Here is a 23,721-nt window from a genome sequence, read left to right on the forward strand (position 1 = left end):
GATAGTTTTTGTCAATTTAGGTATAAAAGAGTTGAAATAAGAGAAAACAATTACCAGATAATACAATGTGGTTGCCATGATGGGACCACGGCTTCACAAGTAAGTTTGCCATTTGGGAACTTTGTGAATCAATTATAAATTGTAGTCGCTCTAGAGGAGGGCAGTATTATGCGTCAAGTAGACTTTTCACCATTTTATCGTTCCACAGTAGGTTTTGATCATCTTTTTAACTGGTTTGATTCAAGAACACAACCAGAAGAAGTTTCTTCTTATCCCCCTTATAATATTGAACGTTTAACCGAAGATTCTTATAGAATTTCTATGGCTGTTGCTGGTTTTTCTCAAGATGAAATTGATATTGAAACGCATTGTAATCAGCTGATCGTTAAGGGAGACAGAAAGCCTGAAAAGGATGATGAAGAACGAGAATTTCTTTATCGAGGTATTGCTTCGCGTGCTTTTGAACGGCGTTTCCATTTAGCTGATCACGTGAAAGTTATCGGGGCAGAGCTTGGAGATGGGCTTCTTCATATTCAGCTTAAAAGGGAAATGCCAGCTGAATTAAAACCCAAAAAGATAACCGTGCAGATGTCACCATCCATTACAAAAAATGATAACAACGGCATTGTCGCATAAAGAAAATTTAGAAAATATGAGAAGCAAATAATCATAAATTTTTTAAAGAATAACGTAACGCGAGGCACAGATCTCGCGTTTCCTGTGTATTCTCATGAGAACGAAGGTGATTCTCATAAAAAGGCTCTCTCTCAAATTGATGATAAAAGTTTATCGCACTATTCTATGCTGAAAAAAATCATGGATGTGCAATTGAAATAAAAAATTCTAAATAAGCTTATTTTATAGCGTTTTTAAAATGGTCGGAGCGGCGGGATTTGAACCCACGACCCCTTGACCCCCAGTCAAGTGCGCTACCAAGCTGCGCTACGCTCCGAGTCCGTGTGAAACGATTAAATGACTGTTTCTTTAAAGGCAAGAGAAAAAATAAACAGAACAAAATCTAAAATGCCCTTACACCTACGATTTTTGAAAGTGAAAAATCTTTCCCATTAATAGATCGTTATTCGTTCAAAATAAGTCATAAATCTGTAAAGTTCTTTGTTATCATTAAATTTTGAGCTCTATAGTCGATAGATTTATGCATTGAATTCTTTTGCAGATTGCGAAGGGAGAAGATTTGCGCTTCGGAGAATTGGGGAAGGAGAGGAGAACCCATAAGTACGGGAGATATGTTTTTTATCGCATAGGTCATAAAAAATGAATATTTTAAAAACTTTGGAATTGAATGTATGGCATTGAAATGTTTTCTTTGCTTTAGAGTTTTTATAGCAGAAATATTTTGCATTTTACGGGGACAAAAAATTTTAAATTCTAGATTATATAATCAAAAATCTTATTTTATGAGGATGCATTTTTATCCCAATAAAAAGGTTAGAATGTTTTCATTTATGTCTTGTTGTTTTTCTTCTAAAATACCAGATAGAATATGGTAGAGAAAAAATGTTTAAAGTGTCTATTGAGCTAAGAAAAGAGTAAACGATGAGTCGTTTTTCAGTAATAAGTTTAACACAAACCGCTGTGAATCGTGTTAAAGCGATTATGGATACTAAAGATGCACGAGGTATTCTTGTTGGGATTAAAAAAGGCGGCTGTGCAGGGATGGAATATACAATTACTCTCGTCAAAGAAGAGGGGATAGATGCGGATGTTGTTGAAGTGAATGGTGCTCGTGTTTTTATCGCGCATGATGCGGTGTTATTTTTATTAGGAACACAGATGGATTATGAAGTGACAACGCTTCGTTCTGGTTTTGTTTTTAAAAATCCTAATCAAGTTTCAGCATGTGGGTGTGGCGAGTCGGTAGAACTTCGTCCTGTTTCCCAAAATCAATATAAAACAAATCGAGCGTCGTGAAATTATCATTAAATAAATTCTGGGAGGTTTATTCTTTTGGGTAGGAAAAATCTGATATTTTTTATTGTTCTTTTTTAGCTTTCTTCCAAAGTGCTTCCATTTCGTTCAAGGATGCGTCAGTGAGTGTTTTAGATTGAGTGGATAGCTTTTTTTCAATATAGGCAAAACGGCTTCGGAATTTTGTATTTGTCTTTTTTAATGCTTTTTGTGAATCAATTGCTAAGTGGCGTGCGAGATTGAGAAGAATAAAGTAGAGATCTCCAAACTCTGCTTCTATCTCTGATTTTTTTTTATTTTTGATAGCTTCTTTGAGTTCTTCGAGCTCTTCTTCTATTTTTGCAAAAACTTTACCACTTTCTTGCCAATCAAAACCCACTTTAGCCGCAGCTTCTTGTAAAGCAAGGGCCTCTTGGTTTGCTGGCTGGATTGGTTTTATTTTTGCAAGAATGCTTGAATTGTTGTTTTCTTTGTGCAATTTCTCTTGTTTAGCCTGTTCTTCTTTTTTTATATATTCCCACTCTTCTTTTATAAAACCTCGTTTTTTTTGCTCGGCATTTCTAAAAACATGAGGATGACGGCGAATCATTTTTTCCGTAATTGCATAAACGACATCTTCAAAAGTAAAGCTACTTTCTTCTTGTGCAATGGTAGCATGATAAACAACCTGTAAAAGAAGATCACCAAGTTCTTCACAGAGATCTTTTTGGTTTTTTCGTTCAATGGCGTCGATGACTTCGTAAACTTCTTCGAGCAGATAGGGTATGAGGGATTCAAAAGTTTGTTTTTTATGCCAGAGACAACCATTATCAGGATTTCGTAATGCAGTGATAATTGCGGTGAGATCTTTGATATTTTTTGAGGCTAACATTTGTACTTCCTCTGTAAGCAATAGAGCTTATGTTAGATGTCCCAACGTCTATGTAACCACATCCATTGTCCGGGATATTCACGCACCCAAGTTTCAACAATATCATTTAATTTTTGCGTAGAAGCAGCGATATCGATATCATTTTTTTCATCTCGTGGAAGTTCTACACGTTCATATAATTCTAAACGATGACGTCCTCCAGGCAGACGAATACAACGTGCTGGATAAATATCACAGTTATATTGTCGTGCAAGCTTTATAATTAAGGGATTTGTTTTAAGGGGTCTGTTAAAAAATGTTCCCATGATACCGCGGCGAAATTTTTGATCAACGAGCATACCAACATTTTCACCTTCTGCTAATTTACCTGCTAATGCCCACGCTGCACCGGCTTTTGAGGGAACAAGATGTCCCATAGAAGTTTGTCGTGCTTTAAGGACTCGTTTGGCAACATAAGGGTTATTGGGTGGTCTAAATAAGACCGTAACATTCAGATCAAAACTTTGTGCGCAAATAGGCAGAAGTTCAAAATTTCCAGTATGCGCTGTGAAAAAAATATGGGGCTTTTTTTCTTTTTTTAATCGTTTAAAGATTTCAACTCCCTTAACCTCAATAAAACCTGGCTCTTCCGCATGAGGATCAAAATCAAAAATTTTATCAAGAAAAATATATTCGGCTAGGAAGCGTCCTATGTTTTCCCACATTTCGATTGCAATCGCGTAGCGTTCTTGCTCTGTTTTTTCTGGATATGCATTCCTAAGGTTCGAAAGGGTTATTTGATGACGATGTACGAGGGGGCCGATTTTTTTTGCCAACCAAGAAAAAAAAGAAATTCCCATTTTGGCTGGAAAGCATTTTAGAATAAATAAAGAACCAAAGAGCAGATATGCCCATAACAAGTAGGATATTTTTTTAGCTATAACTTTAATACGATAGATGAGATTGTTAAGAGAAAGCTTCATCATAATTTAATTGATTTTAAGAATAATTTTACCAAAAATATCACGGCTCTCCATTCGTTTTAAAGCTGTATCTATTTCATCAAGTCCAACAATTGTATCAATGACAGGGTGTACGGCTTTTTGTGCCATTTTTTGCATGGCATTTTTCATATTTTTCATACGGCAGCCAAATGAACCGAATATCTTAAGTTGTTGCTGAAATAATTGCATGAGATTTATTGATGCTGAAACACCAGAGGTAGAACCGCAAGTTACTAAGCGTGCTCCTTTTTTCATACACAACAAAGAACCGTTCCATGTATCGACCCCAACATGCTCGAAAACAACATCAACACCTTTTTTTTGGGTTAATTTACGCACCACACCTTCAAAACGATCTTTACGATAATTAATCACATGATCTGCTCCAAGAGACTGTGCTTTTGCAATTTTTTCATCTGAACCTACCGTCGTGATAACGGTACATCCCATATTTTTTGCAAGTTGAATGGCAGCAGAGCCAATACCGGAACCACCAGCTTGTATCAGGATTGTTTCTCCTGCTTGTAGTTTTGCGTTATCGAAAAGCATATGTTCTACGGTCCCAAAAGTAATTGGAGCAACAGCGGCTTGGAGTTCATCACATTGGGGAGGAGCTGGAACCAATAAACGTGCGGGTAAATTGACAAATTCACAAGCAAAACCATCAAGATGAAAACCATAGACTCCTTTTACATCCGTGCAAAGATTATCTCGTCCTTCATGACAAGCTTGGCATACCCCACAGGTTTGTGCTCCATAAATTGAGACAATCTGTCCAAGTTGAAGATGTTTAACGTCATCTCCTACTTGTATAACCTCACCGGAAGCTTCTGCACCAATGATAAGGGGCATTTTTCTTTTTGCGAAAGCCATCCCACGCCAGCCCCATACATCAATATGATTAAGAGCAACAGCTTTGATCCGTACTGTTACTTCATCGGGGAGTGGAGATGGTGGCGGTGCAATATTGGTAATTTCAAGCTGTCGTTCATTTAGCAATTGTAGCGCACGCATTATTCTTCCCCTTCAATTGATAATTGCTATTGCTTCAGTATGATTAATTTTGGTCAGTATGGAAAAGATTATCCTTTATAGGCTGTGAGAACAAGACTCGTATTTTGACCACCAAATCCAAATGAGTTTGACAAAACCGCATTGACATTGGCTCTACGGCTATGATGAGGAACAACGTCTAAAGGGATAGCAGGGTCAGGATTATCGTAATTTATTGTAGGTGGAAGTATTCCCGATTGAATAGTCAAAAGCGAAAAAACAGCTTCTATGGCACCAGCAGCCGTTAAGGTATGCCCAATCATTGATTTATTAGAAGAAACTGGAATATGCTCTAGAATGTCACCGAAGACTGTTGATAACGCAAGATATTCCATTTTCTCATTTTCAGGCGTTGAAGTTCCATGGGCATTAATATAGTCAATTTCATGGATGGCTATTTGTGCATCATTTAAGGCTTTGCGAACGGATCCGATGGCTGGTGATGCATCTGGTTTTGAACGTGTACGGTGAAAATCATCGGCTGTTTCTCCACAGCCCGCTAAAATTCCTAAAATTGTAGCATTACGGTTTAATGCGCTTTGAAGAGATTCAAGCACAAGAGCGCCGGAGCCTTCTGCCATAACAAATCCATCTCGATCTCGGCTGAAGGGCTTTGCTGCTTTTTCTGCAGGTTCATTCTGAGTGGAAAGAGCAGAGAGTAATGAAAAGCGAATGAGAGATTCTGCTGAAACGGATCCATCTGTTGCAATGGTAAGAGCCCGATCTGTTTCTCCTCGTCGAATAGCTTCAACACCTAATTGAATTGCTGTCGCACCAGATGCACAAGCTGTGGAAAGTGTAATAGGAAGTCCTTTTGTACCAAATGTTTTTTGCAGTTTTTCTGCAATTGCACCAAATTGTGTGGTTTCAAAAAGTGCCTCATGGCGTTTATACTTACAGACTTTAAGAAGATGTGCATAAGAGGACTCATTATTGAATTCCTCCTCTTGATCAAGACTAAAACGTGCTTGCCATTCGAGTTCAACAGGAGGCGCAGCTAAAAAGAGTGGTCCATTAAAGTTTGTTTTATCAAGAGCAGCTTGTTCTAAAGCTTCTTCAGCAGAAAGATGGGCAAGCTTTTCAGAAAGAGCCGAAGCACCAAGCCTACTTTCTTTGAGAAAATCAATTGTTCCAGCAATATATGTATTTAATCCCTCAATAGGAAAACGCGTTATTTTGTGGATACCGCTTACACCGCTTGTTAATTTTTGCCAATTCTCATGTTTTCCCTGTCCTAGTGATGTAACAACGCCTGCTCCAGTGATAGCTACGAGTGGACGTCCAAAATGATCATGATATTTCACGATAGAAATTCCCCTTCAAACAGCTGTGAGACGCACAACACCTTCAGCTCTTTTTATACCAATAGTGGTAACAAATATTTCATGGACTTCTTTAGAAAAAGGTTTTTCATGAGGACACAACGCTGGAAAACAGCGTTTTTTTTCAATTGAAAGTGCTGCAAGGGCAAGTGCTAAAGGAAATTGTGTTTCTCGCATATAACCGAATAATGTTGTAATACCCCGATAAGATAGATTAGCATCATCAAGAGCATTTTTTTCTGCTTTTGTTGCTTCATGAGCACCTGAGGCTGCTGAAATGGCTAAGGAATCTTTAGCACCTATCGTTTTCAACATTGTTGCAATTGATTCCTTAAGCGGCATTTTGGTTCTATCTGTTTGGTCTGTGAGGATTTGGTTAATTTCAGCATAAGCACGTGCATTCCGTTTTTTTGCATGTTCTCCACTTTCAAGAACCAGAAAGACACCACCAGAACCGGTGATAATACCACCACCAGAATAAATTTCACGATCCCACACTGGGCTCCACCCATTATGGGTTAAAAGACCACCAAGCTCGTGGGCCAACAACATGTCATAACTTTGTGCATTATAGGAGCTTCCTACAAGAGCATGGGTACTTTGTCCTGATTTAATACGAGCTACAGCAATTTGAAGTGCAGAAAGTCCACTGCCTTCTTCTCCCATAAATGTGCGAGATGATCCAGTGACTTTATGAACGATTGAAATGTTTCCTGCCAGAAGATTTGAAAGTTGTGCTAAAAATAATGTTGGACGAAGCTCAGACGAAAGTGCGACATTTAATATAGAGGTTTGATCGGTGACTGCGCGCGCTTTAGAAAGAATCTGTGTATCAACAGTAATATCACGTTCTCCTCCACTTGCTGCTACAATCATGTCCATTGTTGACGTGAATTGTTCATTATTTTTCATGCCGGCATCATCAAGAGCAAGACCAGCCGCATAGGTACCAAGACGTTGCCATATCCCCATTTGCCTTTGGTCACTTTTTTTGGGAATTTGTAAACTCCAATCAATTTCAGGCAATTTATGAACTGTGTAGGGCGAAAAAGTTGTACAATCTAGATTTGGTGTACAGATTGGATCATTTAAGAACTTCCAATGTTGATCAGTTCCTTCCCCCAGAGAGCTTATGAGACCTATACCAGTGATGAATACAGATTGATCATGCATAGTGAAAAAATTACTCCGCCTGTTTTAAGGCAACGAGATCATCAATTTTTGCACAAAGGTTTTTAAGAACAAAGTATTCTTCTGTAGCAACTGTACCTTCATTGACTTCTTGAGTCCATTGTTCTAGGGGAACTTTTATCCCGAAAGCTTTATCAATAGCGAAAACAATATCAAGAAAATCAAGACTGTCGATTCCCAAATCATCAATTGTATGACTTTCAGGTGTGATTGTATTGCGATCAATTTCACTGATTTCTGCAATAATATCAGCAACTTTATCAAACGTGGAAGGCAATGTATGGATTCCTTATTATAGAGTTAGTAAATTCAAAATACATTTAATATCACCCTTCTAGCCTTTTTTCTCTTTAAAAAAAAGCCTTAATCCAGAATATAACTGTCTTTTCTAGAGAGAAAAGAGCTTTACAGTATGTGAAATATTATACCTCAATATTTAAAAAACTTTGAAGTTTTATTGTACATTTATTTTATAAGTTTATTTTTTCTATTTGCTGCAAGGACGGCAAGGGCTGTGATATTAACAACGCCTCGTGAAGTTACTGAAGGCGTTAGTATATGGGCGGGACGTGCGGCCCCAATTAAGATAGGACCAACATGGAGTGCATTTGTGAGGCTTTTAACAGTGTTGAGCGTGATATTGGCTGAATCAAGAGTTGGAAAGACAAGCAAATTTGCTTCACTTTTGAGACGAGAATCAGGAAAAACACGATCACGAAAAACTTTGGAAAGGGCAGCATCACCATGCATTTCACCATCTGCTTCTAAATGAGGGTGTAATTTGGCAAGAATTTCCGTTGCACGGCGCATTTTACGCGCACTTTCTGTGTTTTTAGAACCAAAGTTTGAGTGTGATAGTAAAGCTGCTTTGGGTGTTATTCCAAATGCTTCAACTTCTTGAGCTGCCAATACAGTCATTTCAGCGATTTCTTCTGCAGAAGGATTTTCATTAACGTAAGTATCGGTGAGAAAAAGAGTACGCTGTTGAGAGATAAGCAAACTCATAGCAGAAAAACGATGGACATGAGGATCAAGCCCGATAATTTGTTCAATCAATTCAAGTTGACGTTCAAAACGCCCCTCTAAGCCGCAAATCATCGCATCTGCTTCTTCACGCATGACGGCAAGGGCAGCAATCGCCGTTGTTGATGTTCTCACGATTGTTTTTGCCATTTCAGGCGTAACGCCACGTCTTCCTGTATAACGAAAAAATAAATTAACATAATCACGAAAACGTGGATCATCTTCAGGATTTGTTAATTCAAAATCTATATTAGGGCGAATTTTCAAACCAAAGCGTTTTAATCTTGCTTCTACGACATGTGGACGGCCAATCAGGAGAGGTGTTGCTGTTTGTTCTTCAATGACAACTTGTGCTGCACGAAGGACGCGTTCATCTTCACCATTGGCATAGATGACGCGTTTATGTTTTGCTGTTTTTGCGGCAGCAAATACAGGCTTCATTGTTAAACCAGAAAGAAAAACAAATCGATTGAGGATATCATGGTAGGCTTCCATATCTTCAATGGGACGAAGGGCAATACCCGTTGCCATTGCTGCTTTAGCAACAGCAGGAGCAATACGTAGGATTAAACGCGGATCAAAAGGAGAGGGGATCAGATAGTTGGGTCCAAAATTAGGCGGTGCTTTTGCATATGCACGAGCTACAACATCTGAAGTTTCTTCACGAGCAAGGGCAGCAATCGCGTGAACAGCAGCCATTTTCATTTCTTCATTAATTGCAGTCGCACCTACGTCTAATGCACCACGAAAGATATAGGGAAAACAAAGGACATTATTAACTTGATTGGGATAATCAGAGCGTCCTGTGCAGATCATTGCATCGGGTCGTATAGAATGTGCTTCTTCGGGCATAATTTCTGGTGTTGGATTAGCCAGCGCTAAAATGAGTGGATTTTGCGCCATTCTTTTAAGATATTCAGGCTTTAAAACTCCCCCCGCCGATAGGCCTAGAAAAATATCTGCATCATTAATAATATCAGATAAAGTTCGTGCGTTAGTTTTTTGTGCATAATTGACTTTCCAACGATCCATAAGGGTCTTGCGACCTTCATAAACAACCCCCTCTAAGTCACTCAACCAAATATTTTCAGCTTTTGCCCCAAGACGGACCAAAAGATTAAGACAGGCTAGGGCGGCAGCACCGGCACCTGAGGTAACTATTTTTGCATTTTCAATTTTTTTTCCAGAAAGATTTAAGGCATTTAATACAGCTGCAGAAACAATAATGGCCGTTCCATGTTGGTCATCATGAAAAACTGGAATATTCATCTTAGCACGCAGTTTTTCTTCGATTTCAAAACATTCAGGAGCCTTAATATCTTCAAGATTAATACCACCAAATGTAGGTTCTAAAGTCGATACCGTTTGTACCATTTGTTCTATATCGGATGCATCAATTTCAATATCAAAAACATCAATATTGGCAAACTTTTTGAATAAAACGGCTTTGCCTTCCATAACTGGCTTTGAAGCAAGTGGGCCAATGTTTCCTAAACCAAGAACAGCCGTTCCATTTGATATAACAGCGACTAAATTAGAACGAGACGTATATTGAGCAGCAAGATTGGGATCTTTATGAATTGCAAGACATGGTGCTGCAACACCTGGGGAATAAGCAAGAGCTAAATCACGTTGATTATCAAGAGGTTTTGTTGCTTGTATTTCCAATTTTCCAGGTTTGGGGTGTTGGTGATAAAAAAGTGCAGCACTGTCAAGTTCAGCTATTGGTGAACTGAAATCATTATTTCGTTCTCTAGACATTTTTATGATATCCAAGTTAGTGTATGTTTATATGAGTGTTCCATCTACGATAAGGTTTTGTCCACTAATAGATCCTCATTTCTCTGAATATCAAAATGCATGAGCATGAGAAATTTCTTCTGGATCATAAAACCAGTTTGATGTTTTTTTTCATTTGTGCGCAGGAATAATTTTATTGACAGCGGCACGTTTGTTTTTCTTTCCTTAATAAAATGCGTAAAAATTGATTAGTCTACAAACAAATAAAATATTTAATAATGATCACATTACCAAGCCATTATTGTTTTTGCAATGCTTACAAAATAAGGAAAGAACAGAAGAGCTTATTTATTCATTTCATCCGCTTTTTATAAAATATATATTTTATTTAAATTTCTATACGGAAGTAGAAGAAATTTTAAAACATAAATTTGAACGTTATAAACTGTTTGTTCAGCTCTTTATAAGAAGATGGGAGCATTTGAATTGTTAATCGTTTAAAGCTGTATTTTTATATACTGGTAAGTTATGTGTTTTTAAACGAAAATGTCACTGAAAAAGCTGACATTGCACATTTCATATATGAATTTATATATTCTGTCTGATACGTTACTTTATAATTTAAAATGAAATAGCTCGTAAGTTGAATGGGAAACTTAGATATAATAAGATTCATCCATTTCAAATTTATCATATAATAAAAGGATTAAGGAGAGGATAAAGAAGTAGAAAATATGTCTTATCATTTTTAAGAATGATAGATTGTTTGATAAGTTATTATGCTTTTTTTAGGGTTATCACTTAGGTTATCAAAGAAAACGCATGCCAATTATCAGTCTTTGAAGTACAAAGCTCGAGCTGATCGCAAAGCACTCTATGATAAGCAATTAAGACAACTGGAAATAAAAAAGTGGAAAAATATTTTCTCCACTTTTTTATTGTCTATTGGATTCGTCCACTTGCATGAGCAAGCATGGTATAAACTTTTCCTGTATCTGATATCAGGTATTTGCGAACTGAGTTGGAAGAACCAGAACTGCGCGATATATCACGTAAGAGCTTTTCGAAATCCGCAACATATTGATTCACTGAACGTTTAAACTCAAAATCGCTCATATATTTTTTCTTAATCATTTCAAATATCGTTTTTCCATTCAAGGTATAAAGGTGTTCTGTTACGATGTTTTTTTGGCCGCGTTGATAATGATCCCATAGCTCAACAATGGCATTATGATTAATTGCTTGCACTATACCTGATGCTAATGCGTTAAGAGAACTGTTTGTAGGACGTGGTTTTGTTTGCATTGATGTTAAAACAACATCGTTTGGGGTTTCATCATAAAATGTTTCTTCACGTGAAGCTCTTTCTAAGAGATTTGACACCCATTTATTTGGTCTTTTTATGCTTTGATCTTGTTGTAAAACAGGTTTAGGAGGAATGATCTTTTTAATGAACTCAGGAGAATTCTCACTTCTCTTATTAAGCACTGATGATGTAGGAAATGCTGACATTAACTGCTCTTTTGCGTCCTTTTGATCATTTTGCATAACACTGATGAGATCTTTTAATGCTGTAATTTGCTCATTCAAAGCCGTACGAATTGTTTGCGTTGTTTCTTTTGTTTTTTCAGGAAGCTTTTTAGCATTTTCATGAATATCATTATTAATCTTTGAAAGCTCTAAACGAACTTCATCCGCGGAGCGACGTATATCTTCTGCTGCTCCTGAAAAACGCGTTGATGCTTCACTAATAAGCTTATTAAGGGATTGTTGGAATGAATCTGTGGCGTTACGCGCATTCTTATCAGAGCGTTCAAGAGCTAAGTTGAAGATTTTTTCATAATGCTCAATCATTTGATTAATTTCATGAGACTTTAAAACAAGAGCATCGCTTAATGCAGAAAGTGTATTATGTTTTTCTTCAAGCGTTGTATTTAGTGAACTTTCAGACTGTTCAAGAACGTGAATAGTTTGGGAAAGTGTTTTCGCATGTTCACCAAAACTGTTCGTTATATGATTAATTTGTTCAAAGGTGTTGTTTGAGAGTCCTTGCAGAATTTCAACATTATTATTAAGCGCTTGATTTGAGGCTGATAAACGCTCTGCTACTTGGTTCGTGTTGCGGAAAAAATTGTTCGTCGTTTCATTAAACTGACCATCAATATTTTGAACAGCTGATAATAAAACATTACTATTTTCTTGGAAGTTGTAAATTGACTGATTCAACTGCTGTAAGATGGATGAGACATTATTTACAAGCTCTTCCTTCATAGCTGTTACTGTTTGAAGTGTTTCAGAGTTCGCTTTGTTCAAGCTATTCACTAAAGATTCATTATGTGCATAAATCCTTTGTTCAGCATCTTGTGTGGAGAGAGAGAGTTGCTCACCGATATGCTGCGTTAAAGAATCAATTGATTCTGTTGTACTTTGTGCTGCTTGATTTAAGTGGTTTGTCAGTTCTGTTATTTTTCCAACATGTTCTGAAATTTGTATTGCTGTCTGATTCTTCGCATCTTCCAGACGGCTTGTTACATCAGAAAGCTGATATCCTAAATTACTTTTAAGATTTTGCATAGAATGATAAAGAACATCACAACGTTCATTAAGGACTTGCTCTATTGCTGTTGTTGATGTGTGAATTGTTTCATTCAATAATGCTTGTGCATTATGACTGGCTGTTGTGAAAGCTTCGACAGTATGCGCTGTTTGTTCAGATAGCACAGACAGAACTTTTTCACTGGTATCATAAACTGTTTTCTTAACGTTTGATACAATTCGATTGCCTGATTCTGAGAGGATATTTTCAGCTTGTGCAGTAGCATTTGTAACAGATGAAAGAATTTGTTCACCCGTAGAAGAAAGCATATCAGAAGCTTTTATAATCTTATTATGCAGACTATCTGTGACTGTATTCACAGAATCTTCTAAGCTAACACGCATATTGTCAACACTGCTCTCCAGCGCTTGTTGAATTATCTGACTTTGCTCATTACTCAGCATGAGAGACGTTTTTAACGTGTCAGAACGTTCCTCAATAGCAGATGTTTGCATATCAATGGCTTCACAGACTTGGCTAAATTTTTCAGATAATGTTTCCTCTAGCGTTGTTGTCCGTTCAAAAATTTTGTGTGCATGATCTTCTAAATTTGTATCGAATGATTCCATACGTGTTTCAAGGGTTTCAAAGAAAACACCACTCGATTGAGAGAGAGTATTCTTTAAAACTTCAGCGTGGCTTTCAAGGTTTTTTATATGATCTTGAACCATTTCAGTAATGTTTTTATTATTGGCGGCGATTGCACTCTCAACTAAATCTATTTGTTGTTTTAATGCAACATCGACACGTATATCACTTTTTGCGATAAGGTTATGGATTGTTTCCATGCGTTGCTCAAGTGTACGTGCTTGATCAGCAAGAACTTCATTGAGAGAAAAGCTATTAATTGCCAAAGAGTCACGTAGAGCATCAGCACGGATATCAATATTTCTCGCTTGTGCTTCTAAAGCGTCTTGCGTTGTATTGCAACTTTGTACAATGACTTCTTGTAGTTTGTCAGTGCATTGAATGATATTTTCAATATGATTTTCAGCTTGTTTATCAACGAGTTGAGCGTTGTCCGTCAAAACTTTTTCAATATGAGACGTATTTTGGACCAAGACATCAATCTGATTTCTTAATGCATCAGCGATTTTATTCTTCTCGCTATCAAGCATGTCTGCCATGAGAGCTCGTTGATCAGAAAGTTGCAGTTTAAAATCTTGTGAACGTTCTTGTATAATATCAACAATGGCATTGTCGACATGTTGAATTTCTTCTCTCAGATTTTCTTTACTTTTATCAATTGCAGACAGAATAGCTTCACGTCCACTTGTAAATGCATGGGTAATGTCTGCTGTTTTTTCTTGGAGGTTTTCATTTATTTTCAAAACATGAGCTTCCAAAAAGTTACCAAGTTTTTCAGCATTATCCTCTAAAGCTTGACTGCGTTCTATAAAGGAATCAATAATGGAGTTACTGTGTTCTTTAAGAGAAAGATCAACAGTTGCTAAACGTTGTTCAAAGGCTCCAATTGCTTTTGATGTGACGTTATCAAATTTAGAAGAGAGTTTATGTGTTTGATCATCAAGCTTTAAGATCTTCTCATCAAAATTCTGTAGAGATTGATTATTGCGATCAAGAAGAGCTTTATCTAAGGCTTTAAACTTTTCATCGACAACGTGCAAAGTTTGATCTGTTACTGCTTGTATATGCGTTGCAATTTTAGCAGCATGCACTTCTGCTTTTGCTGCTGTTTCATTAAAGGTTTTTTCTATTTGTTTCTCATTATAATCAAATCGTTTTGCAAAACCATCAAAGTTTTTTCCTAATTCATCAAAAAATTTTGTGTTCTTCTGCTGAATTTGGGTTGTTGTTTCGTTAAATTTTTCAACAAGCTGATTTGTTACACCATCACCGGCATAGGAAAGTTTTTCAACAAGGTCCTCCCCTTGTTTTTGTAAAGTTTGGGAAAGGGTTTGTGCAAGCTTTTCAACATTGGTTACAATTTTAGAGGTAACCAAGCCAAATTCATCGCTCAGTTGTTCTTGGGTTCCTTTAATTGTTGATTGTACGCGATCGGCGTGATTCAAAATGGCTATGCGTTCATTACTCAATTCTTTGATGAGCGTATGAATGCGTGATTCATTCTCAGCGTAGGCCTGTTCTAGGTTGTGAACTTCACCTTGTATGATTGCTTCAAGTTCAACAGCACGTCCAAGGGTCCGTTCAATACCTTCGTTCATTGCCGCGACTTCTTCACGAATGGTTTGTCCTATAGCAATAGCTTGTTTTTCAGATAACTGTTGTGGTTCACTAAGGCGTTGCGCAGCATTTGTCATAAGAAGAGCAATATTATGCAATTCGTTCGAACGTTTTGTTAATTGAGCAACGCCCCAAGATATAAGGATAGGAATCGCTGTTCCAGCCGCTACAGCGAGTCCTGTTGGGGATGTCACAAAAGTGCTGATATTAGACAAGGAGCTTAGTCCGACAGGGGCCAGTTTATGGGCAACAAAAGCTCCCCCAGTTGCCCATAAAGCACTAAGCGCTGTTGTATACCAGTAGATTCGAGAGGAAGAACGGTGCTTTAAGAGTCCAAAATTTACAGGCGATGTTATATCATCATTTGCAGGAAGAAGTTTTGTCGACAACAATGTATTGTGAACCGTTCCCCCTGAAGTATCAGGTGAAGGTTTTGGAGCAAAAAGCTGTCCAACAACGGATTTGTCAATAACAGCATCATCATGAATATTAGAGACAAAAGTTGAAGGACCATTTTCAGCAAAAAACTCTTCTTCTGCCATTGCAATTTTTTGAATCAAATCATCGACATTCACAATATTTTCAGAATTATTGGATGATATTGTCTCAAATGCTGTGTCATCGAAATCAAAGCTCATCGCTTTTGTGAGGGCTTCTTCAACTTCAACTTCAAATGTTTGCAATTTGGTTCTGCGTGCCATACTCGCCTCGTACTCTTACAGACGGAAAAAGGGATACGTCCTCTTCAACATAATTTCCGCATACTAGCTGTTAATTATTTAGAAAGGAATATGCTGAGAAAAAAAATTTGAAAACTTATCAAAATAAAGTTAACGCAGTATCTTACACTCTGTTTAAAAAGGTTATAAATATAATAAAAACAATTTGTTATTAATTCTCAAAAAAACAAAAATACTGTTTACAACTTGTGCTTATAAAAAGCTGTATTAGCTTATTTTCTTTGAGATAAGGACAATTTAATGGCAGTTATATATTGATATTAAAAAAACAGTGCAGTACAAATGCTTTTTTTGAATATCGATAATACGTGTTATCGTCTATTTCCTTTTATTGATTCTCAACAAATAAGGATTCATCATTTCGTACATCATCTGTAATAGCTTAGGATGTATAAAAATCTGTTTCTTAACTGTAAGTTCACAAAAAAGTAAATGTGGAAAAATTTTGAATTTAATGATAGCTTCTGATAAGAAGTACTTTAATTGTTCCCTTAAAAAGCAGTTTTTTCTCTGATTTCAGTTGTTTGTTGCTAAAATTTGAAGCTTCTACGTTGACAATTGAATATTTTTCAGTCGATATGCATGCACAAATATTTTATGCAATCGAGATGAAGGTGTAAGAATAATGGCAGAGCGATCACAACACCTGCAAGATGTATTTTTAAATACGGTGCGTAAGCAAAAAATTTCCCTTACCATTTTTCTTGTTAATGGCGTTAAACTCACAGGTATTGTAACTTCATTTGATAATTTTTGTGTCCTTTTACGCCGAGATGGACATGCGCAATTGGTTTATAAGCATGCTATTTCTACGATTATGCCTGGACAGCCTGTACAGATGTTTGAAGGAGAAAGTCCTGAGTAAACACATCTTTTTAAAATGAACCTCTTATCCCATTTCAAAAGTGCTTAAATTGCTATGATAAATGAAAATGAGAGATTAAAAGGGGTGTGTTCGAAAATTGTAAAACAGGTGCGCGCACTTGTTTTGATACCGATTTTTCAAGAAAATAGAAGTGAAAACTCTTTGAGAGAGTGTTCTATATCTTCCCGTGTTCAAGAGGCATTGGGGTTAGCACGTGCTATAAGGTTAGAAGTTGTTCATTATGAAACAATTAATATTACCACACCTCGTCCTGCGACTCTCTTTGGAAAAGGTAAAGCAGATGTGCTCGCCGATTATATCAATGAATATTCTATCGAGCTTGCGATTATAGATCACTTTTTAACGCCAATACAGCAGCGTAATTTAGAAAAATTATGGAATTGTAAAGTGATCGATAGAACGGCTTTGATTCTTGAGATTTTTGGTGATCGTGCACGAACAAAAGAAGGGGTTTTGCAAGTAGAGTTGGCGCATTTGTCCTATCAAAAAGGGCGGCTTGTGCGGAGTTGGACGCACTTGGAAAGGCAACGGGGAGGGCGTGGTTTCCTAGGTGGACCTGGTGAAACACAAATTGAAGCGGATAGGCGTCTTTTACAAGAGAAAATTATTCGTATTCGTCGCGAATTGGAAACGGTTATTAAAACACGTACACTTCATAGAGCAAAAAGAAAAAAAACATCTTATCCTGTTGTTGCTTTGGTAGGATACACGAATACAGGAAAGTCAACTCTTTTTAACCGTTTAAGCGGTGCTGATGTTTTAGCAAAGAATATGTTATTTGCGACGCTTGATCCGACTTTGCGCAAAGTTGTTCTTCCCCATGGAAAAACAATTCTTTTGTCTGATACTGTAGGTTTTATCTCTAATTTACCAACAAACTTGATTGCAGCGTTTAGAGCAACCCTTGAAGAAGTGGTTGAAGCGGATCTCATTCTTCATGTAAGAGATATGTCAGATTTTGATCATCGTGCGCATGCCCAAGATGTCTTAGAAGTACTTTCAAGTCTTGATATCGATATTGATGATACAGAACATATCATAGAAGTTTGGAATAAGATTGATATGTTAGACGAGCAAGCATTGAATGTTTTACAAACCAGTGCAAAGGCACGATTAAATCCGGCTCTCATGGTATCAGCCCTTAAAGGGGATGGACTTGATCAATTATTAAGAACTATTGAAAAGCGAATTTTTGGAGAAGTGCAAAGCATTGAATATCTTTTAAAACCTCATGAAATGTCACTTATTGATTGGTTTTATGAAAACTCTGCAGAAATAAAGCAGGAAGGACATGATGATGGCTCTGTTACTATTAGAGCCGTTCTTACTTTTGAAGCAAAAAAACAACTAGAGAATATCAAAAAAAATATGAATTAAGTTTTTTAAAGCTATTGTTGAACTTTTTTGCTCAAATTTTATGTTTTTCTTATTCAAAAATAATATGACAGCAAGTTAAGAGGATAGTTACTACTTTCTCTTAATAAAAAAATATGAAGAAGTATTTTGCTGGTTAAAATAAAGATGAGTCTTACATGTAATAAAAGACTGTTCGTACGTACAGTATGGCGAAACATTTTGATTGTTTTGCTGTTGCAAGTACTGTGTATCTCTTTGATTTGGTTTTATTATTTTATTCAGCCCCGTGGTTATCAAGCAACTATAGTCTTTTCATTATCTGATTCTGCAGGAACGCCACTCCCGATTGAAAAACAAGACAATATTATCACCTTTTTGTTTTCACAGCCTATATTTTTAGATGATTCGCATTTTTCTTTAAGTGCTTCTTATAAGGAAAAAAAACAGGAAAATATCCGTTTATCGCGTCATGGTGATCTTATTAATCTTACTTTCGAAGCTGAAACACTTGAAGCAGCTCAACGGGGGGTGGAAACTTGGTTTTCTACTTTTTCACAAGTAATCATAAAACAGAAACAGTCTTTGTTAAATGAGAAATTAGAAGACAAACGATATGATAATACTGCGATCGTTAATATCATGCAGGGATTTCGTGCTTCTGTTGATTCTTTTATTCAGCATGGTGTCAAACAAACAGAGCTTCATGATCTTTCGATGCAATTAATGCAAGCAACTTTAAAGCGTATTCATTTAACAAGTTTGAATTCAACGATTAACATGATGCGTGAAAATGGGCAGTCTTTACTATCTTTATCATTTATTGCAAGCAATTCAGCAATTGTAGCTCTGGAATCTAAACGCGATCTTTTGGAAACACAAAGGGCACATATGGCTGCGCAATTGGGATGGTCACATCCTCAAATTAAGGCCATGACTGCGGAATTAGAGGCGGTTTCTCATCAATTAAAAAATAAAATTTTACAGATCGTTGACCAAGTTCATTCCGATGAGATTATTGCAACGGAGTTGGAAAAACAGCTTAAAAAGAAGATGAGCTTTTTTGTAAAAGATCAATCACAATCTTTGAATCAAATCTTTAACGTGTTTGAAAATAAAATAACAGCAGAGATCGATGCGCAAAATAAAGCGATGAGTAAGCTTGCTCAAGGGAGCGAAAAAATTATGGGTTCATATCAGGGATTGAGTGATGATTCTCTTCTCTTGCAAAATGCAAAGATCCACGTGGTTATACCAACAAAGTTAGCACCAATTTCTTTTATGGCTCTCTATGGAAAAAATATTCTTGTGAGTGCATTGACGAGCTTCTTTCCCCTTTTGTTCGGAATAATGTTATTTTCTCCATGCTCTAGAAGCAAAAAAAATCAACTCTCAGAAGAGGATTTGAGATCAAAAGAAAATACTCTCAAGAAGAATGATAGTATTTTAGTCTCTCAAGAAATGAAAAATCTTGAAGCTTTTATTACGATAGAGGGATTATCTGATGTTTTAAAATGGTGTGCTTCAACTGTTATTTCAATCATTGGACCAGAAGCTGCACGGACAGCGGCAAAACTTTCACTTTATCTTACAAAAGAGCACAAAACAATTTTGTTGGTTGATATCTCTGGTCAACAAATCGAGAAAGTCATTGGTCCACATCGGGGACTGAGTGATATTTTAACGGGTCATGCTCAGTTGCATGATGTTATTTACCGTGATTACGATACGGGGGTTGATATTCTCCCTCAAGGGTTAACAAGCGCTGTTTCTGCACAAGATTTTTCAGACAATATTTCTCATGTATTACAAGAATTTAAAAAAGAGTATGATTTTATTATTTTAGAGATGGAAAGCGAACCTAAATATGGGGGTGAGCAATTTTCAGAGCTAACGGACTATTATATTTGTAATACTGCTCTTAGTGAACAGAATTGGATGATGCGGATGGTTAGTCGCTTTCCAAAAACTGTGTATCGTGCTGTTGCATTATGAATTTCGTAAAAAAAGAAATAGGTATCGCATGTTATAGTGGTACGCTTGTTTTTTGCTACAGTTATAGTACATACTAACATGAGAAGATTTTGTGTTTAAATTTAAAAATGCGTTGTAGTTGGAGAGAAGCGTGGGGCAATCAGAGATGGCAGTAAAAAGATTAAACGATAACCTTTTAACACCTGTGCAAAAGAGAAATCGAAAGCAAATTCAGGTGTGGCTTTATTCTATTTTATTGCTTTGCTTAGCGATTGTTTTGGTAGGAGGAGCAACCCGTTTGACCGGATCAGGATTATCAATAACGGAATGGAAGCCAATTCATGGTGTTATTCCACCGATCGGTGTGGATCAATGGCAAGAGGAATTTTTAAAATATCAACAAATAGCGCAGTATAAGTTGCTTAATTCTGATATGACTTTAAGTGCTTTTAAGGTCATTTTTTGGTGGGAATGGGCGCACCGTGTTCTCGGACGTCTTGTTGGTCTTGTCGCTTTATTGGGGTTAATTTGGTTTTGGGTGACGAAGCGTATTGAAAAAAATATTTTGCTCCCGCTTGCAGTTGTGCCGATTCTTATCGCCTTTCAAGGCTTTATTGGTTGGTGGATGGTCGCTTCAGGGATTGGCCAAAGTAATCTAACAAGTGTGAGCCAATATCGTTTGGCATTTCATCTTATAACGGCATGTTTGGTTATTATTTTTGTTACTTATTTATCTCGAGGACTTGCAGAATATTCAGAAAAACCAGCCGATCAGAAGGTGCAATATTTTGCGGCTTGGCTCGTTATTTTCGTCTTGATAGAGATTTATTTGGGGGCTTTGGTTGCAGGGCTTCATGCTGGAAAAGTCTATAATACATGGCCCCTTATGGATGGTCAGATTATTCCTGATGGATTGTTACTGCATCGTCCTGTTTGGCTCAATTTATTCGAAAATCCCTTAACGGTTCAATTTATTCATCGGTTTTTTGCTTATTTTTTATTTATTGTCTCGGTTTTTCATGCTTTCTATGTACAAAAAAATGTTCCGCATTCAACTCACTCTCGTCGGGCATTTCTTATCTGTGTTATGATCATTATCCAAGCACTTTTAGGTATCTTGACACTTTTACATGAGGTTCCAATAAGTTTAGGGCTCATTCATCAAGGTATGGCATTAGCCGTGTTATGTTTTGCGGTTGCACACTGGCGAGCAACAAAAGGGGCATATCACGTTGTTGAATAAAAGTATGTATCCAGATGGCATTTAATTGCTTGAGAGCATTAAATCGAGGTTTTGGATAGCGGCAGCTGATGCGCCTTTTCCTAAATTATCGAAGAGGGCACAGAGATTAAAAATTCCTTCGCGATCATTTCCAAATACGAACAATTTCATACCATCTTTATTGGCGAAGCATTCTGGATTTAATCTTTGAAGAGAAGCGATTTCATCTTGTGATGCCACTGAAATGATGTTTTGTCCTTCGTAATGGTTTGCAAGAATTTCGCGCAGATCAGAACAGTTTGCTGATTTTGTGAATAAATGGCGGTGTAGTGGAAGATTCACAACCATTCCTTGAGGAAAACGACCTACACTGGGTATAAAAAGTGGCGTTTGATTAATTTGTCCATGAAGTTTAATTTCTGGCACATGTTTGTGTTCAAGATTGAGGCCATAGATAAAATAATTTTCCTGAAGATTTTCTTGGGATTGATTTTCCATTTGTGTAATCAGTTGTCTTCCACCACCGGTATAGCCGGAGGTTGCATGAATCGAGATGGGATAATCGGCATCTAACAATCCTGCTTCGCGAAGGGGGCGAATCAAGCTAATGGCACCGGTTGGATAACATCCAGGATTAGAGACGTAATGGGCTGCTTGAATGCGTTTTTTTTGCCCTGCTGTCATTTCAGGAAAACCGTAAACCCAGTTTGGTGCAATACGGTGAGCTGTTGAGCTATCAATAACCCTAATGTTTTTATTTTTTTTAAGCCAATGAACAGTTTTACGTGCTGCATCATCTGGAAGACATAAAATAGCAATATCCGTTTGAGTAAGATAGTCTTGCCTCAGATGAACATTATGGCGATCCTTATGAGCAAGAGAGAGTAGTTTTAAATCTGTGCGTTTCTCTAAGCGTTTTTGTATTTGTAGTCCGGTTGTGCCGTGTTCACCATCAATAAAAACTTTGGTTACCATTCTTAACTTGCCTTGTATTAATTTTCCCTACGATATCCAGCTTTTCTCATTATAAATTATTTTAAATCATTACCAACTTAAATAATAATCATTAACTTATTGAATTTCTTTGGATTATAGATATTTTTTGTAAAAGGTATCAATAAGGGCGTAAAAAAAGAAACTTAACTTCATTTTTCACTCTTCTTATGAGCGAAGTTTTTTGCTGTTTCTATGACGAGGAATAAGATAGATATTTGTATCAGTATTTTTGAGTGTAAGTGGTTTAAAATGTTTGGTTTGCATGGTTTGCTGTGTTATCGTTTAGTGACTTTATTTTTCAATGTTAGGAATGTGTTTTATGACTCAGCAAGAAAATGACGCACAAAAGCGCTTTTTTAATGATAATTTACAGACAGTTGATGGTGCGGTTTTTAATGCCATTAGAGGGGAATTTGAGCGGCAACAACATGAGATTGAGCTGATTGCCTCAGAGAATATTGTTTCAAGAGCAGTTCTTGAAGCACAGGGGTCTGTTTTAACCAATAAATATGCAGAAGGTTATCCAAGAAAGCGCTACTATGGTGGGTGTCAATTTGTCGATGTCATTGAAGATTTAGCCATTGAAAGAGCAAAACAGCTTTTTGGTGCTGCTTTTGCCAATGTACAACCCAATTCTGGTAGCCAAATGAATCAAGCCGTCTTTCTGGCATTACTCCAGCCTGGTGACACATTTATGGGATTGGATTTAAATGCTGGTGGTCACCTTACGCATGGTTCATCTGTCAATATGTCGGGAAAATGGTTTGATGTTGTTTCCTATGGTGTGCGTCAAGAAGATCAGATTATTGATATGGATGAGGTTGAGCGGCTTGCGAAAGAACGTAAGCCAAAACTTATTATAGCAGGGGGCTCATCTTATCCTCGATTCTGGGATTGGGAACGATTCCGTGAAATTGCAGATGAGATCGGTGCTCATCTCCTTGTTGATATGTCTCATATTGCTGGTCTTGTTGCTGGTGGCGTGCATCCTTCCCCTGTTCCCCATGCACATATTGTAACGACAACAACGCATAAATCGCTTCGAGGTCCTCGGGGTGGTTTGATATTGACAAATGATGAGGCTTTATCCAGAAAAATCAATTCTGCTATTTTTCCTGGTCTTCAAGGAGGTCCTTTGATGCATGTGATTGCGGCAAAGGCTGTGGCATTTGAAGAGGCTTTGCAGCCTTCTTTCAAAAGTTACAGTGCCAATGTTGTCGCTAATGCAAAAATTTTAGCAAAAACATTACGGAGTAATGGTTTTAATATTGTTTCTGGCGGTACAGACAATCATTTATTGTTGGTTGATTTACGTTCGAAAAATCTAACAGGAAAACGTGCCGAATTGGCTTTGGGACGCGCTCATATGACTTGCAATAAAAATGGTATTCCTTTTGATCCTGAAACACCATCTATAACATCGGGAATTCGTTTGGGATCACCTGCTGCCACAACACGTGGTTTTTTAGAAAAAGAGTTTACACAAATTGCTCATCTGATTTCAGAAGTTCTTGATGGCCTTCGGAATGCAAAAAGTGATGAAGATAATCATGTTATTGAAATGGCGGTTAAGAAAAAAGTGGAAGATATAACGAATCAATTTCCTCTTTATTCTTATCTTAGCACGCGTTAAGGAT

General features: G+C 37.1%; 16 protein-coding genes and 1 tRNA gene. 7 read left to right on the forward strand and 10 right to left on the reverse strand.

Features of this window, described 5'->3' with window-relative positions; translation table 11 throughout:
* The first annotated feature begins 168 nt into the window (after positions 1-168).
* Positions 169-636: an Hsp20 family protein gene (locus PVV70_RS01505; protein WP_273757657.1), complete on the forward strand. Its 468-nt coding sequence runs from the start codon at positions 169-171 to the stop codon at positions 634-636.
* 239 nt (positions 637-875) lie between these two features.
* Here PVV70_RS01505 and PVV70_RS01510 read toward each other — a convergent pair.
* Positions 876-952, reverse strand: a tRNA-Pro gene (locus tag PVV70_RS01510).
* A 605-nt stretch (positions 953-1,557) separates the two neighbouring features.
* Between PVV70_RS01510 and PVV70_RS01515 the strand changes: the two genes are divergently transcribed.
* A complete protein-coding gene (locus PVV70_RS01515) occupies positions 1,558-1,932 on the forward strand; it encodes an iron-sulfur cluster assembly accessory protein (RefSeq protein WP_273757658.1) in 375 nt (124 codons plus the stop codon).
* 61 nt (positions 1,933-1,993) lie between these two features.
* On the opposite strand, the gene mazG is transcribed toward PVV70_RS01515, so the two are convergent.
* The 8 genes from mazG to PVV70_RS01555 form a co-directional block, all read right to left on the reverse strand.
* Positions 1,994-2,800: a nucleoside triphosphate pyrophosphohydrolase gene (gene mazG, locus PVV70_RS01520; protein WP_273757659.1), complete on the reverse strand. Its 807-nt coding sequence runs from the start codon at positions 2,798-2,800 to the stop codon at positions 1,994-1,996.
* 32 nt (positions 2,801-2,832) lie between these two features.
* The gene (locus PVV70_RS01525; RefSeq protein WP_273757771.1) at positions 2,833-3,762 is read right to left on the reverse strand and encodes a lipid A biosynthesis lauroyl acyltransferase; all 930 of its coding nucleotides are present in this window, start codon (positions 3,760-3,762) and stop codon (positions 2,833-2,835) included.
* Between the two features lie 6 nt (positions 3,763-3,768).
* Positions 3,769-4,797 (reverse strand): zinc-binding dehydrogenase, encoded by a 1,029-nt coding sequence (locus PVV70_RS01530; RefSeq protein ID WP_273757660.1) that lies wholly within the window; start codon positions 4,795-4,797, stop codon positions 3,769-3,771.
* Between the two features lie 68 nt (positions 4,798-4,865).
* The gene (locus PVV70_RS01535) at positions 4,866-6,140 is read right to left on the reverse strand and encodes a beta-ketoacyl-ACP synthase (RefSeq protein WP_273757661.1); all 1,275 of its coding nucleotides are present in this window, start codon (positions 6,138-6,140) and stop codon (positions 4,866-4,868) included.
* Positions 6,141-6,155: 15 nt separating this feature from the next.
* On the reverse strand, positions 6,156-7,331 hold the full coding sequence (locus tag PVV70_RS01540) for a beta-ketoacyl-ACP synthase (RefSeq protein WP_273757662.1): 1,176 nt from the start codon (positions 7,329-7,331) through the stop codon (positions 6,156-6,158).
* 10 nt (positions 7,332-7,341) lie between these two features.
* Positions 7,342-7,626, reverse strand: coding sequence for an acyl carrier protein (locus PVV70_RS01545; RefSeq protein ID WP_005773457.1), 285 nt, complete (start codon positions 7,624-7,626; stop codon positions 7,342-7,344).
* 188 nt (positions 7,627-7,814) lie between these two features.
* Positions 7,815-10,133: an NADP-dependent malic enzyme gene (locus PVV70_RS01550; RefSeq protein ID WP_273757663.1), complete on the reverse strand. Its 2,319-nt coding sequence runs from the start codon at positions 10,131-10,133 to the stop codon at positions 7,815-7,817.
* 921 nt (positions 10,134-11,054) lie between these two features.
* Entirely contained in the window at positions 11,055-15,614 is a 4,560-nt protein-coding gene (locus PVV70_RS01555; protein ID WP_273757664.1) for a hypothetical protein, read from the reverse strand.
* Between the two features lie 664 nt (positions 15,615-16,278).
* Here PVV70_RS01555 and hfq point away from each other — a divergent pair.
* From hfq to PVV70_RS01575, 4 genes are all read left to right on the forward strand, one after another.
* Positions 16,279-16,518 carry an RNA chaperone Hfq gene (gene hfq, locus PVV70_RS01560; protein ID WP_005773461.1) on the forward strand — a complete coding sequence of 80 codons (240 nt, stop codon included), beginning with the start codon at positions 16,279-16,281 and terminating at the stop codon, positions 16,516-16,518.
* A 54-nt stretch (positions 16,519-16,572) separates the two neighbouring features.
* The gene (gene hflX / locus PVV70_RS01565; protein ID WP_273757665.1) at positions 16,573-17,916 is read left to right on the forward strand and encodes a GTPase HflX; all 1,344 of its coding nucleotides are present in this window, start codon (positions 16,573-16,575) and stop codon (positions 17,914-17,916) included.
* A 144-nt stretch (positions 17,917-18,060) separates the two neighbouring features.
* Positions 18,061-19,887 (forward strand): hypothetical protein, encoded by a 1,827-nt coding sequence (locus PVV70_RS01570; protein WP_273757666.1) that lies wholly within the window; start codon positions 18,061-18,063, stop codon positions 19,885-19,887.
* A gap of 130 nt (positions 19,888-20,017) precedes the next feature.
* Positions 20,018-21,109 (forward strand): COX15/CtaA family protein, encoded by a 1,092-nt coding sequence (locus PVV70_RS01575; RefSeq protein WP_273757667.1) that lies wholly within the window; start codon positions 20,018-20,020, stop codon positions 21,107-21,109.
* Between the two features lie 21 nt (positions 21,110-21,130).
* On the opposite strand, the gene argC is transcribed toward PVV70_RS01575, so the two are convergent.
* A complete protein-coding gene (gene argC, locus PVV70_RS01580) occupies positions 21,131-22,063 on the reverse strand; it encodes an N-acetyl-gamma-glutamyl-phosphate reductase (protein WP_273757668.1) in 933 nt (310 codons plus the stop codon).
* A 340-nt stretch (positions 22,064-22,403) separates the two neighbouring features.
* On the opposite strand from argC, the gene glyA reads away from it, so the two are divergent.
* The gene (gene glyA, locus PVV70_RS01585) at positions 22,404-23,717 is read left to right on the forward strand and encodes a serine hydroxymethyltransferase (RefSeq protein ID WP_273757669.1); all 1,314 of its coding nucleotides are present in this window, start codon (positions 22,404-22,406) and stop codon (positions 23,715-23,717) included.
* Positions 23,718-23,721 lie beyond the last annotated feature (4 nt).

Source organism: Bartonella sp. AU55XJBT (assembly GCF_028618525.1).